This window comes from Acidobacteriaceae bacterium, assembly GCA_035944135.1.
In the GTDB taxonomy this organism is placed as follows: domain Bacteria; phylum Acidobacteriota; class Terriglobia; order Terriglobales; family Acidobacteriaceae; genus Granulicella.
Map to the genome: position 1 here is coordinate 396,738 of DASZBM010000002.1, position 13,600 is coordinate 410,337.

General features: G+C 62.6%; 10 protein-coding genes. 6 read left to right on the plus strand and 4 right to left on the minus strand.

The genetic code is table 11. From position 1 onward, the window contains the following. Nucleotides 1-32: 32 nt before the first annotated feature. Both VGU25_04305 and VGU25_04310 read right to left on the minus strand, forming a co-directional pair. The gene (locus tag VGU25_04305; GenBank protein HEV2576415.1) at nt 33-1,217 is read right to left on the minus strand and encodes a glycosyltransferase family 87 protein; all 1,185 of its coding nucleotides are present in this window, start codon (nt 1,215-1,217) and stop codon (nt 33-35) included. A gap of 62 nt (nt 1,218-1,279) precedes the next feature. Further along, nucleotides 1,280-2,524 (minus strand): glycosyltransferase family 87 protein, encoded by a 1,245-nt coding sequence (locus VGU25_04310; protein HEV2576416.1) that lies wholly within the window; start codon nt 2,522-2,524, stop codon nt 1,280-1,282. Nucleotides 2,525-2,603: 79 nt separating this feature from the next. On the opposite strand from VGU25_04310, the gene VGU25_04315 reads away from it, so the two are divergent. From VGU25_04315 to VGU25_04330, 4 genes are all read left to right on the plus strand, one after another. Continuing rightward, nucleotides 2,604-3,599: a glycine--tRNA ligase subunit alpha gene (locus tag VGU25_04315; protein HEV2576417.1), complete on the plus strand. Its 996-nt coding sequence runs from the start codon at nt 2,604-2,606 to the stop codon at nt 3,597-3,599. Between the two features lie 71 nt (nt 3,600-3,670). Further along, a complete protein-coding gene (gene glyS / locus VGU25_04320) occupies nt 3,671-5,818 on the plus strand; it encodes a glycine--tRNA ligase subunit beta (GenBank protein ID HEV2576418.1) in 2,148 nt (715 codons plus the stop codon). Nucleotides 5,819-6,016: 198 nt separating this feature from the next. Beyond that, nucleotides 6,017-7,093: an alkene reductase gene (locus tag VGU25_04325; protein HEV2576419.1), complete on the plus strand. Its 1,077-nt coding sequence runs from the start codon at nt 6,017-6,019 to the stop codon at nt 7,091-7,093. A gap of 175 nt (nt 7,094-7,268) precedes the next feature. Continuing rightward, nucleotides 7,269-8,318: a hypothetical protein gene (locus VGU25_04330; protein HEV2576420.1), complete on the plus strand. Its 1,050-nt coding sequence runs from the start codon at nt 7,269-7,271 to the stop codon at nt 8,316-8,318. A 94-nt stretch (nt 8,319-8,412) separates the two neighbouring features. On the opposite strand, the gene VGU25_04335 is transcribed toward VGU25_04330, so the two are convergent. Together VGU25_04335 and VGU25_04340 are read right to left on the minus strand one after the other, a co-directional pair. Further along, complete coding sequence (locus VGU25_04335; GenBank protein HEV2576421.1) at nt 8,413-9,501, minus strand: carboxypeptidase-like regulatory domain-containing protein; 1,089 nt, start codon at nt 9,499-9,501, stop codon at nt 8,413-8,415. A gap of 144 nt (nt 9,502-9,645) precedes the next feature. Then, complete coding sequence (locus tag VGU25_04340) at nt 9,646-10,311, minus strand: hypothetical protein (GenBank protein HEV2576422.1); 666 nt, start codon at nt 10,309-10,311, stop codon at nt 9,646-9,648. Nucleotides 10,312-10,385: 74 nt separating this feature from the next. On the opposite strand from VGU25_04340, the gene VGU25_04345 reads away from it, so the two are divergent. Both VGU25_04345 and lptB read left to right on the plus strand, forming a co-directional pair. Beyond that, nucleotides 10,386-12,797 carry an LptA/OstA family protein gene (locus VGU25_04345; GenBank protein HEV2576423.1) on the plus strand — a complete coding sequence of 804 codons (2,412 nt, stop codon included), beginning with the start codon at nt 10,386-10,388 and terminating at the stop codon, nt 12,795-12,797. Nucleotides 12,798-12,847: 50 nt separating this feature from the next. After that, nucleotides 12,848-13,576, plus strand: coding sequence for an LPS export ABC transporter ATP-binding protein (lptB, locus tag VGU25_04350; GenBank protein HEV2576424.1), 729 nt, complete (start codon nt 12,848-12,850; stop codon nt 13,574-13,576). The last annotated feature ends 24 nt before the right edge of the window (nt 13,577-13,600 follow it).

Consider the following 13,600-nt stretch of genomic DNA (forward strand, 5'->3'; position numbering starts at 1 on the left):
CGGTGTGGGGAGGGATCGGGTGGGAGCGTGGACTAGTCACAGGGGCAGAGGGCGAGCGCGAGGATGGGAAGTGCGAGCAGGAAGATGAGGTTGTTGACGATGATCTCAATGAGCGCTGGGCCGATGAGGAAGGTGCCGAGCGCGCAAAAGAGGATGTCGCGGCGGTGTTTCTGGAGCCACGAGAGGTGTGGTGGCGGCGCGGTGGCGGGGAGTGCGTCGTCTTCGGCGAAGAGCTGGTTGCAGAGAAGGCTGAGGGGCAGAAGGAGCAGGGCGAGGTCGCAGGGGAAGAGATAGAGCCCTGTGCCGACGGAGATAAGCAGAGCGAGCGGAAGCGATGGGCGTTGGAATGCGGCCCATGCGAGGAGCGCGAGGCATGCGGCGAGCGTGAGGACGAGGGAAAGATGGTTGTGTCCTGTGACCGTTGCAAGCAGGCCGTAGAGATTGGGCATGCGATGGACGGACACGTTGTTGGTTCCGGTGGAGGCGGCGGCGAGGGGGCCCGTGCCCGAGAGCAGGGTGTGGAGATAGAGGCGGGACTCGCGAGCGCCGATGAGGAAGACGGACAAGGCAGCCAGCAGGGATGAGCCGGTGAGGAAGCCGGCGATGAATCGCCATTGACGCCAGAGGAGGAAGAGGAGAGCGACCGGGAGCGCGATCTGGAACTTGATGAGAGCGAGTGAAAGCACCAGGCCGGCGAGGAATGGTCGCGAGCGGTGGAGCGAGGCGAAGCTCATGCAGAAGAAGAGCAGCATGAAGATGGAGACCTGGCCCATCACGAGAGTGAGCCCGGCGGGGATGAAGGTGATGAAGAGAAGGTAGGGGAGCGGCGGCCAGCGCTCGGCGAGCGCGGTGAGATGCGGGCGCATGATGTGGGCTGCGAGGAGAAGCAGCGCGAGATTAATGGCCAGCAGGAACCAGAAGGCCTGCCGGTAGGTGACGAGCGAGAGTGGAGCGAAGGGCAGCGCGGCGAAGGGAGGAGCGAAGAAGGCGAGCGCGGCGGGCATCGGGGCGACGAGCTGGTTCTGGAGGAGTTTTTCGGCGGGGAGATTGTAGAGGAGCGCGGTCTGGCCGGTGCGCAGCATGTAGCCGGCGGTGTAGTAGACGCGGAGATCGATGGCGCCAGATTGAACGGAGGAGCGGAAGCCGAGGCACGTGGCCAGCTGCACGATGACGAGACCGGCGAGGTAGAGCTTGAGGCGTTTTCGGGTGAAAAACACCGGGTTGGCTCCGCTGTGGTGATGAAGTTGTGGGGAGTATAGCGCTCGGTCGGTGCTTGCGGTCACGTGGCGGGCGCGAGGTGGAGTGCGGGGTGGAGCGCGGGGGCGGCGAGGGGGGCGGGTTGCGGCGGACCGTCGAGCCGGGGCCACCAGGTGGAGGCGAGGGTGAGGCCGATGATGGGGAGCGCGAGCCAGCAGGTGGCCTCGCCGGCGATGAGGAAGCGCAGCAAGGGCGAGACGAGGAGCGCGCCGAGGGAGATCTGCGTTATTAGCAGGCGGTAGTTGGGGGTGGGGTTGCGGAGGAGGTGGTCGGCGAGGAGCGGAAGCGGGAGGAGGAGGAGCGTGAGGTCGTAGAAGAAGAGGTGGTAGCTGACGAGCATGGCGGTGCAGAGCGCGAGGGGAAGTGAGGGGCGCTGGAGGGCGGTCCAGACGAAGAGTGCGAGCGAGGCGGCGAGGATGAGGATGTGGGGCAGGATGTGGGGCCAGGCTGCGGCCCGCGTGAGTGTGAAGAGGAGCCCGTAGAGGTTGGGCATCTGCTCGGGGAGGATGGCGAAGTGGAGCTGGAGGGCGCGGTCGGCGGTAACGCTGGTGGTCATGGAGAAGAGCGAGTGGAGGTAAGCGACGAATGCTGTGGGGCCGATGAGGTAGATCGAGAGCGCGGTGAGGAGAGCGGAACCGCTGAGGAAGCCTGCGATGAATCGCCACTGACGCCAGAGGAGGAAGAGAAGCGCGACAGGGAGGGCGACTTGAAACTTAATGAGCGCGAGCGAGAGGATGAGGCCCGCGGCGAGGTTGTGGTTGCGGCGGAGGCAGACGAAGGCGGCGCAGAAGAGCAAAAGAAGGAGGATGGAGAGCTGGCCCATGAGGAGCGCGATCGCCGCGGGAAGGAACGAAAGGATGAGTAGCGCAGGCGCGGGTTTCCAGCGGGCGGAGAGGGCGGTGAGGAAGGGTCGCAGGAGTGAATACGCCGCGAAGAGCAGAGCGCAATTGATCGCGGCAAAGACGAAGTAGGCGGTCCAGAAGGAGAGCAGCGAGAGAGGCGCAAACGGCAGCGCGGTGAAGGGCGGCGGCATGAAGGGGAGTGCGCGGGGCTCGGGGCTGACGAGGGCGGATTGGAAGTGCTGCTCGGCGGCGTAGTCGTAGAGCTGGGCGGCGTGCCCGGTGCGAAGCATGGAACCGGCGGTGTAGAAGGCGCGAAAATCGATGTACCGGCGGGCGACGATGGGGATGCCGGTGAGCAGCGTGCACACCTGGAGCGCGAGCAGGGCTCCGAGATAGAGCTTGAGGCGTTTTTGGGTGAAAAACACCGGAGTGGCTCCGCTGAATCGGTGAGGTGCGGGAAGTATAGCGCGGGTGTAGCGAGTCCGATTGGCTACACTGGAAGGAATGAGTTTAGTGAATGAGAAGAAGGCTCTGACGTTTCAGGAGCTGTTGTTTGTGCTGCAGGACTTCTGGGCGAAGCGCGGGTGCGTGTTGACGCAGCCGTATGACCTGGAGGTCGGCGCGGGGACGATGTCTCCGGATACGTTTCTGCGCGTGCTGGGGCCGCGGCCGATCTGGATTGCGTATGCGCAGCCTTCGCGCAGGCCGGCGGATGGTCGGTATGGCGAGAATCCGAACCGACTGTTTCGGCACACGCAGCTGCAGGTGATTCTGAAGCCGCCACCGGAGGATGTGCAGGCGGTCTATCTGGAGTCGCTGAAGGCGATCGGGATTGATCTGCGCGAGCACGACATCAAGTTTGAAGAGGACAACTGGGAGTGGCCGGTGGGCGGCGCGTGGGGTGTCGGCTGGCAGGTAATGCTGGATGGGCAGGAGATTACGCAGTTCACGTACTTCCAGCAGTGCGGCGGAATGGATCTGGATCCGATCTCGGGCGAGATTACGTACGGGATGGAGCGGATCGCGCAGTTTTTGCAAGACAAGGATTCGATCTACGACATCGTGTGGTCGCGCGATCCGGTGACAGGTGAAGAGCGGACGTATGGAGAGGTGAGGCTGCATGAAGAGCAGCAGTTCTCGGCGTACAGCTTTGACTACGCGGATGTGGATTCGCTGTGGAAGCACCTGGAGCTGTATGAGGCGGAGTGTTTGAAGCTGCTGGAGCGGGCGAAGGCGGTGTTTGCGAGCGAGTCAGCAAGTCAGCGAGTCAGCGAGTCAGCGGGAGATCTGGCGGTGCTGCGGTTTCCGACCTTGGGAGCGTATGAGTTGGCGCTGAAGTGCTCGCATACGTTCAATCTGCTGGATGCGCGTGGCGCGATCAGCGTGACGGAGCGCGTGGGCGTGATGGCGCGGATCAGGAATCTGATTGTGGGTGTGGCCAAGGTTTATGCGGAGCAGGAGAGGTTGAAGTTTCCGACGGGCTCTGCGGTTGTGGTGTAGCGGGTTTAGAGACGCAGATTCCCTGCGGGAATGACAACAAGAAAAGCAACAGTAAAGGCGAGAGCGAACGCGTGGCGGATTTTCTTTTTGAGATTGGGTTGGAAGAGGTGCCTGCGCGGATGGTGGCGGGCGCCGAGGCGGAGTTGTTGCGCAGGACGGTGGCGCTGCTCGGCAAGGAAGGTTTGCTCGAAGAAGGAGTGAATCTCGACAGCGAAGGCGTGAAGAGCTACTCGACGCCGCGGAGGCTGGCGGTGCTGGTGCGCGGTGTGAAGGCGCAGCAGGCGGATGTTACCGAGGACCTGGTGGGGCCGGCGGTGAAGATCGCGTTCAAGGATGGAAAGCCGGGGCCGGCCGCGGAGGCGTTTGCGAAGAAGTGCGGCGTGGGTGTGGCCGCGCTGAAGACGGTGGAGACCTCGAAGGGCGAGTACGTTGCGGCGAGCGTGACGAAAAAAGGACGCAGCGCGGCGGAAGTCATTCGCGCGGAGCTGCCCAAGGAAGTTGGCGCGATCTACTGGGCGAAGAATATGTACTGGCGCGCTGGCAAGCCGGAGCGGTTTGTGAGGCCGGTGCTGTGGATGGTGTGTTTGCTCGATGGAGAGGTTGTGCCCGTGGAGTTTGCGGGACGCACGGCTGGACGCGAGACGTTTGGGCATCGTGTGTTGAGCGATGGAAGGCCGGTGGTGATTGCAAAACCGGGTGAGTACGCGGAGAAGCTTGAGTCTGCGTTTGTCGTTGCCGATGTTGAGGTGCGGCGGCAGCGGATTCGGAAGGAGCTGGATAAGGCGACTCGTACGGTTGAGGGTGCGCGCTGGCGTGAGGATGAGCCGCTGGTGGATCAGGTGACGCACCTGACCGAGTGGCCCACTGTTCTGATGGGAGGATTTGAGAGCGCGTATTTGAAGTTGCCGGAGGAGGTTCTGGTGACGGTGATGCGCGATCACCAGAAGTACTTTGCGGTGGACGATGCTGGCGGGAAATTAGCACCTCACTTTCTGGCGGTGCTGAATGTTGAGTTGACGGCGGAGAACGAGGCGATCATCCGCCAGGGGAATGAGCGCGTGCTGCGAGCGCGGTTCAATGATGCTCGGTTCTTCTGGGAGTTCGATCAGCGCGTGCCGCTGATGGACAGATTGCCGCTGCTCGAGAAAGTGACGTTCCAGAAGGAGCTGGGGAGTTACGCGGAGAAGACGGAGCGCGTGCATGCGCTGGTGGTGCGGCTCACGCAGTTGTTGGGAGTGCGTGGGACGATGCTGGATGCCGAGGGCGTGCAGGGCGCGGCTCTGCTGGCGAAGACGGACCTCACCACGGAACTGGTGAAGGAGTTTACGGAGCTGCAGGGCGTGGTTGGCGGGCTGTATGCGCGGGCGCAGGGGTTGAAGGCAGTTGTAGCGAATGCGATCTATGACCAGTACAAGCCGGCGAGCGCGACGGATAGCCTGCCGCGGTCGCTGGAGGGTGCGCTGCTGGGGTTGGCAGATCGCGTGGATACGCTGACGGGAATGTTTGGGTTGGGCATGGAACCCACGGGATCGAAGGACCCGTTTGCGCTGCGGCGCGCGGCGAATGCTGTGGTGCGGCTGTTGGCCGAGACGGATTTGCCGCTGGGATTGGAAGAGGTGCTCGGCGCGGCCGGGCCGGTGCCGGATGCGGTGATGGCGCGGCTGAGGTTGTTCTTTGCCGAGCGTATGGATTTCTATCTGCGCGAGGTGCGCGGCCAGGCGTATGACGTTGCAAAGGCCGTGATGATTACGGGGCAGGATGATCTGCGGGATCTGGTCGCGCGCGCTGAGGCAGTAACGGCGGTGCGTAGTGGAGAGAACGCGGCGACGTTCCTGGCGGTGGCGGCGGCTTTCAAGCGTATGCGCAACATCCTGGAGCAGGCGCAGGAACGCAATGAGGAGTTTGCAGACGAGGTGGATGCGGCCCTGCTGAAGGATGATGCGGAGCGCGCGCTGAATGAGACGGGAGCAAAGGTCGCCGCGGAGGTCGAGCGGCTGGCTGCGCGGCGCGAGTACGGGCCGGCGCTGACGGCGATTGCAGGAATGCGGCCGGTGGTGGATGCGTTCTTCGATCGCGTGATGGTGATGGCTCCGGAGCCTGAGATCAGGGCGAACCGACTGACGCTAGTGGGTAGGACGGTGAAGGATTTTTCGCGGATTGCGGACTTTTCGGAGATTGTGGTGCCTGTTACTGGTTTCAGCATCCAGCAAACTCGGTGATGTGCGATCAGCTTCCAGCTTTCAGCTGCGAGCTGCCAGCTTCTCACGAAGGGTTGCGCAACGAGTTTTCAGATGCGAGATGCGAGTCATTGTTGTGCGCGAAACTTTAATTGCGCAGTGAACGTTCGACGGCGGTCGAATCGTTGGTGGTAGGACAGTCATCTAATCCGTGAGCGATATTGCTCTGGAGGATTGTCTGTGCCCACTCTGTTTGATCCGCTGAAACTTGGAGATATCGTTCTTCCGAACCGCATCATCATGGCTCCGTTGACGAGGTTGCGGGGAACTGCGGAGCATCTGCCGACAGAGTTGATGCCGAGCTATTACGCGCAACGGGCGAGCGCGGGGTTGATCGTCTCCGAGGGCATTCCGATTGATCCGATGGGTGTGGGGTATCCGCATGTGCCAGGGCTGTGGAGCGAGGAGCAGGCGGAGCTTTGGAAGCCTGTGACCAAAGCCGTGCATGCGGCTGGCGGGCGAATATTTGCGCAGATCTGGCATGTGGGCAGGATTTCGGACCCGGTGTATCTGAACGGGAAAGAGCCAGTGGCTCCGAGTGCGATTGCGGCGACGGGGCATGTGAGCCTGCTGCGGCCGATGAAGCAGTTTGAGACGCCGCGGGCGCTGGATGTGGATGAGATTCCGGGGATCATCGCTGCCTACAAGCGAGGCGCGGAGCTGGCGAAGGCGGCTGGGTTTGACGGCGTGGAGCTGCACGGAGCGAATGGATATCTGCTGGACCAGTTTTTGCAGAGCGGGTCGAATCACAGGACGGACAAGTACGGCGGAAGCGTGGAGAACCGCGCGCGGTTGATGCTGGAGGTCACGGATGCTGTGGCCGGGGTGTGGGGACCGGGGCGTGTGGGCATGCATCTGGCGCCGCGCGGCGATTCACACGGCATCAGCGACGCGAACCCGGCGGAGACGTTTGGGTATGTGGCGCGTGAGTTGGGCAAGCGGAAGATCGCGTTCCTGATGGCGCGCGAGTATGAGGCGCCGGGATGGCTGGGGCCGCAGTTGAAACAACAATTCGGCGGGGCGTACATCGCGAACGAGAAGTTTACGTTTGAAAGCGCGCGGGACGTTGTGGAGCGCGGCGATGCGGATGCGGTGGCGTTTGGGAAACTGTGGATCGCGAATCCCGATTTAGTGGAGCGTTTCCGGCGCAAGGCGGAGCTGAATCAGCCGCAGGCGGAGACGTTTTATGCGCATGGCGCAACGGGGTACCTGGATTATCCTGCGCTGGGGGTGGAAGGATTGCGCGATCAGCTCTGAACTGCGAGCTTTCCGTCTGGGTCAAGCGTAAGGGGTCGTGCACTTCAGGCACCCTGCGACAAGGTTGCGCAACGAGTTTTCAGATGCGAGCGGTGAGTTGCGAGTTCATGAACAGCGGCACTGGAAACGCACGCTCTGATGGCGTTGAATGGATGCAGGTAGTTCAGGAGGTGTGATGACCCCGAAGGATCGGCCGGCGGTGGTGCCGGATGCGGCGCGCGAGAAGAGTGGTGATGGGCGGGGAGTGCAGCCGCCGATTCTGTTTGAGCGGACGCAGGAGGTCATTGGCCGGCTGGAGCACGAGCTCGGCGAGCCGATGCTGACTTACTGGAACTCGAACAAGGGATCGATATGCCAGAACGATGTGGCGGGGCTTTATGGGCTGCTGCAGCGGCTGGGCAAGCTGGATCGGCTGTCGATGTTCATCAAGTCGGATGGCGGATCGGGACAGGCGTCGCTGCGCATGGTGAACCTGCTGCGGCAGTACACGAAACATCTGACGGTGCTGGTGCCGTTTGAGTGCCAGAGTGCGGCGACGATGCTGGCGCTGGGTGCGGACAGAATTCTGATGGGGCCGATCGCGCATTTGTCGGCGGTAGATACGTCGCTGACACACGATTTGTCGCCGATCGATCGCGATAACGATCGCGTGAGTGTGAGCCAGGATGAACTGCAGCGCGTGGTGGGGCTGTGGCAGAAGCAGGCGACGACGGAGACGGCGAATCCGTATGAGTCGCTGTTCCGGTATGTGCATCCGCTGGTGATTGGAGCTGTGGACCGGTCGAGTGCGCTGTCGACGAAGCTGTGCCTGGAAATTCTTTCGTATCACATGAGCGATTTAGAGAAGGCGACGGCGATCAGCGAGGTGCTGAACTCGGGGTATCCGTCGCACAGCTATCCGATCACGCTGCGTGAGGCGCAGAGGATTGGCCTGCACACGGAGCCGATGCCGGATTCGATCAGTCATCTGCTGTTTGAGTTGAATGAGATCTATGCGGAGATGGGGCAAAACGCGTATGTGGATTTTGACGAGCGGAACTCGCACGACAACAGCATTTCGAATGTGATGGAAGCGAGCGGGTTCCAGGTGTTCTTCCAGTTGAATAAGGACTGGCACTATAGGACGGAGGAGCGGCGGTGGGTCGCGCTGAATGATCGGAGCGGGTGGAAGCGCGCGCAGGTGGTGGATGGAGCGGTGTCGGTGACGGCGTTCCACGTGCGGTGATGCGGGCATCGTTCAACCCAACCCACGACGGTGTCGCGAGGGACCCCGGCCTGTCGTCATGAATGGGGCACCCGGCGGTTGGCTGTCGCGAGTCTTATTGTGTGCGGTGGTGGGTTGTGAGTCTGGCGAGGAACTCCTGGGCGAGAGTGTTGGCTGCTCTGCCGGCTGAAAGGACGGCCCAGTTGGCGAGGAAGAGGTGAGCGCCGCGATCCGCGGTGGGATAGTAGGTGTTCGACAGGGCTGCGGAGGCCATATCTCCGCCGAGGCCGGAGTAGTTGAATTCGATTTTGCCGTTGTCTCCGTGAGTGAGGAAGATGGAGCGCAGGGCGTGGCCGACGCGCTGTCGCGGCGTGCCTTCTCCGTCGTAGAAGTAGCGAGGGTCCTGATGCAGGAGGGTGGGAAGAATCGCTCCGCCGATGAGGATGTCGGAGACGCCGCCGGCGTAGGCAGCGCCATAACGCTGGCCGTATCCCTTGAGGCCCTGTTGATAGGCCGGTGTGTCTGAGGCCTGATGGATTGCAGCGAGGGTGGCGGCTCCCATGAAGGTAACGACGTCCGTCTCGGCCCTGATGGCGAGGTTGAATTTCATAGACGGAGACATTGGGACGACGTTCCTGTCATAGACGACGAAGAAACTTGGAACGACACCGAGGACGCGCTGCGTCTCCTCACCTTTGACTTGTTGGGCAGCCATCTGCTCTGGAGATACAGCGGTGACGCTGGTCTCGACTGCCGAGATCTTCAATTTGATTTCGCGGAGGTCGAGATCCTGCCCGGGCTGCAAGGCGATTAGCTGGGAGTCCCACTCGCTGAAGCCAGGCGCTGTGATCGACAGGCGGTAGGTGTCGGTGGTATCGAGGTCGGCGAAGGCGAAGTGGCCGTTGGCGTCGGCGGTCAGGGAAGACATGTAGTTGCTCTTCTGGCCGGTGATGGAAACCGCTGCGCCTGAAATGGAATCGCCATCGCTGTCGAGGACGTTGCCGTTGATAGTGGCAACTGCCGAAGCCGGCGGCTGCAGCGTTTGGCTGAGCGCGAACTGCGGCGCGCAGCAAAGCGCTGCGAACAAGGCGACGGTTGCAAGGAGACCCATCAGGACAGCTTCTTTCCAGAGTTTACGCCGATGATCGTGGGCGATGACGGTCTGGCTCAGCGAGTAGATATGCGGGGGCTCGGGGAAGGGCATTGCATGTTGGGGTTAGGGGGAGTGCGACCCGCTTATGACGATGATGAGACTGTCCTCATGGATGTGGCGCCGGCACCCGGCAAAGGCTTTGACGCTAAGGTCGCGAAGGTGCGCGAAGGTTCGCCATGGCGGTCGTGGCCGGTCTTAGTTGAGGCGTTGGAGGCGGGCGATGAGTTTTTCGGCGAGGGGTTCGCCGGATTCGGTCCAGAGGAGGCGGCTGGAGATGCCGCAGTGTTTTTCGACGGAGAGAGTGAAGGCAAGGAGCTTTTCGATGTTCTGCTGGACGCGTTTGGCGGTGTCGGCGTCGAGGGCTTCGTCGTCTGTGCCTTCAAAGGTCCAGGGCGTGTCGAGGCCGAAGTCGACGCGGATGTGGCCGTTCTGTTCGTAGGAGCCGAGGTCGAAGTCGGGGCCGAAGCCGACGATGCGGACGCGGGAGGGCTCGAGTCGCCAGGCGGTGTCGAGGCCGGCGGGAGAGGGTTCGGGGACCCAGAGGCGCCAGCGCATTTCGAACTCGTAGGCGGTGTCGTCGTGGAGCTGCTCGGTGGCTTCGGCGACGGCGGTTTCGGGGAGGGAGGTTTCGGCATCGGAGGCTTCGGAGCGCTCATCGTTGACGTAGATGCGCTGGTAGATGGGGGACTCGGCCCAGTCGATGGGATAGGCGGAGGCGGCGGCGACGCGGGCGAGCTCGGGGTGGGAGCCGGCTTCGCGCGAAACGGTGATGAACTGGCGCATGACGCACACGAGTGCGTCGGGCAGGGACTGGAGCCTGAAGTTGGGGAACCAGAGGCTCAGGTAAAGCTGGTCGGCCATGAGGGAATTGTATTGTGAGCGACGGAAGGAGGGACGAGAGGGATGTGGATGAGAAGATGATGTGAGGCAAGAGAATGCGTCTGTCAGTGGAAAGGTTGCGGTGGGGACTGCTGGCGGGGGCGCTGCTGCTGATCGCAGTGCTGGTGGTTCTGCTGAGTTATGGGCGGTATCGCGCGGTGCAGGCGTGGAAGCAGATTCTGGCGCGGTCGGGCGCGACGATTACGCATGAGACGGACGGCTTTACGTATTCGCAGGCGCTGGGCAAGAAGCAGATTTTTACGCTGCATGCAAAGCATGCGATTCCTCATGGCCAGGGGAAATACACGCTGCAAGACGGCATGTTGGAGTTGTACGGGCCGAATGGACAGATAACGGACCGGATCTCAGGCGCACAGTTTGAGTACGACGAGAAGCAGGGTGTGGCACGCGCGGTGGGCGAGGTCGATATGGAGATTGAGCCGCCAGCGGCGCTTAAACCGGGTGCGAATAGCAAAGGCAAGGCAGCGGCTTCGCAGCCGATTCATGTGCGTACGAGTGGGCTGACGTATGTGAAGAAGCTGGATGTGGCGGCGACGGACCAGGATGTGGAGATCGACTACGCGGGGATGCATGGGCACGCGCGTGGAGCGGAGTTTGATTCGGGGCAGGATGTGGTGCATCTGCTGGCGGATGTGCGGGTGGATGGGACGCTGCGCGGAAGGCCGGCGACGCTGACGGCAGCGAAGGCGGATCTGGACCGGGATGCGTTTCAGGTTTCGCTGACGGCGCCGGTGCTGCGATCGGATGGGCGGACAGGAAGCGCGGGCGCGGCGGTGCTGCATATACGGAAGGATGGGTCGCTGGAGAGGATCGAGGCGAGCGGCCGCGTGAAGATTCAGCAGGAGACCCGCACGATTACAGCGGCGAGTCTGAGGGCTGCGATGAATGAGCGCTCGCAGATGAAGAGCGCGGAGCTGGCAGGCGGTGTTGCGCTGGTGGACACAAACGCCGAGCGGCCGATGAATGGGACGGCGAAGGCGGCGAGGGTGGCGTTCGACGATGCGGGGTTTGCGACGAGCGCAGTGCTGGATGGGGCTGTGGGGATGTCGATGGAGGACAGGATGCCGGGGCATCCTACGCTGGAACGGAAAATGGGCGCTACGGACAAGGTGACGCTGACGATGGAGAGGGTCGCGCGGCCGGGAGGAAGGACCGGCGGGACGAGCGTTTCGGCGGTACATGCCGAGGGTGGAGCGTGGGCTAACGGAGATGCCGTTGTGCAAGGGGCGGCTGGGAAGGCTTCGGGGCTCAAGAAGACGTCGGTGGCGGCGGATGATCTGCGGCTGACGCTGGCGGATGTGGCGGGGAAATCGGAGCCGCAGATGCTGAGCGGGACGGGACATACGCGGATCGAAGAGCAGACGCCGGATGGGACGGTAGAGACGAGCACGGGTGATTCGCTGGAGGCGCGATTTGCGCAGCAGGCGGGGCAGGGAGTCGAAAGACGCGGGCTGGAGATTGCGTCGGCGGAGCAGACGGGCAATGTGCGAATAAGGAGCTTGCCGGGGAAGGCGGGTGAGCTGCCGAGCGAGGGTGTGGCGGAAAAGGCGTCGCTGGATGGAGCGAGCAATGTGCTGACACTGACGGGCAGGCCGCGGTTGACGCAGGGTGATACGAGCGTGACGGCGGATACGATCCGCATGATGCAACAGACGGGCGATGCGGTGGCGGATGGGAGTGTAGCGGGGACGTTTGTGAGTGCGAATGCGAAGCCGGGAGAGCCGGTGACGCATGCGCTGGCGGCGGAGGCGGTGCTGCACAAGGCGGCGCAGACGATGGAGCTGAAGGGAACGGATGCGACACCGGCGAGGATGTGGCAGGGGGCGTCGCAGGTGGAGGCGGCGAATCTGTTGCTGGATCGTGGGAAAGATGAGATGCAGGCGTGGCCGGCGTCGGCGACGGGTGTTGTTCGGTCGGTGTTTGCGAGCGCAGGAAAGCCGGGGGCGAAGGATAAGAACGCGTCGAAGGTGGTGAGGGTGACGAGTGCGCGGCTGAACTATTCGGGCGCGGCTCATCAGGCGGTGTTCACAGGTGGTGTTACAGCACAGGCCGAGGACGGGACGGCGCAGGCGCAACTGGGTGTGGCGTTTCTGACTCCGGCAGAACCGCCAACGGCGGCACGGCGGGGGAACACATCGGCAGCGAAGGGACAGCCGGACGCGTTGGCGTCATCGCTGGAGAGGATTGTGATGTCGCACGGGGTGAAGGTGGAGCAGCCGGGCAGGGTCGGAACCGGAGACGAGCTGCTCTATACGGCTGCCACTGGTGACTTTGTTCTGACGGGAACGCCAGGGCATCCGCCGCACATTGCTGATGACAAGCAAGGCAGCATCACGGGGCATACGCTACTGTTTCATTCGCCGGATAGTACGATTGTGGTCGAGGGTGCGCTACCGGGCGCGCCGGGATCGCAACGCGTGCACACCGAGACGACGATAAAGAAGTGATACAGGTCAAAGAAATTCGAGCTGACAGCCGCACCGATGCGAGTCCGGTGATGAGAACGCTGACAACGGAACACATCACCAAGGCTTACGGCGGGCGTGAGGTGGTGCGCGGCGTGACCCTGGAGATCCACCAGGGCGAGGTGGTGGGGCTGCTGGGACCCAATGGCGCGGGGAAGACCACGAGTTTTTACATGATCGTGGGGCTGGTGCGGCCGGACGATGGGAAGATCCTGACGGATGGGGTCGACATTACGCGCACGCCGATGTACCTGCGGGCGAGAGAGTATGGAATCAGCTACTTGCCACAGGAACCTTCCGTGTTTCGGAAGCTGACGGTTGAGGAGAACATCCTGGCGGTGCTGGAGACGCTGCACATCACCTGGGAGGCACGCAGGAACCGCACGGAGAACCTGCTGAACCAGCTGAACCTGGGGCATGTGCGGAAGACGCGGGGGTATGCGCTCTCGGGCGGCGAGCGGCGCAGGGTGGAGATCGCCCGGTGCCTGGCGATCGAGCCGGCGTTCATTCTGCTGGATGAACCATTTTCAGGCATTGACCCGATTGCGGTGCTGGATTTACAGCAGATCATCTTTGATCTGAAGGCGGCGGGGATCGGGGTGCTGATCACGGATCACAACGTCCGGGAAACGCTGAACGTGACGGATCGGGCCTACATCATCAACCAGGGCTTGATCTTCCGGGCGGGAACGCCGGGGGAGCTGGGAAGGGATCCTGAGGTAAAGCGCATTTATTTAGGCGAAAACTTCTCGTTGGGGTAGGGGTTTTCGAGGATGGCGCATTGA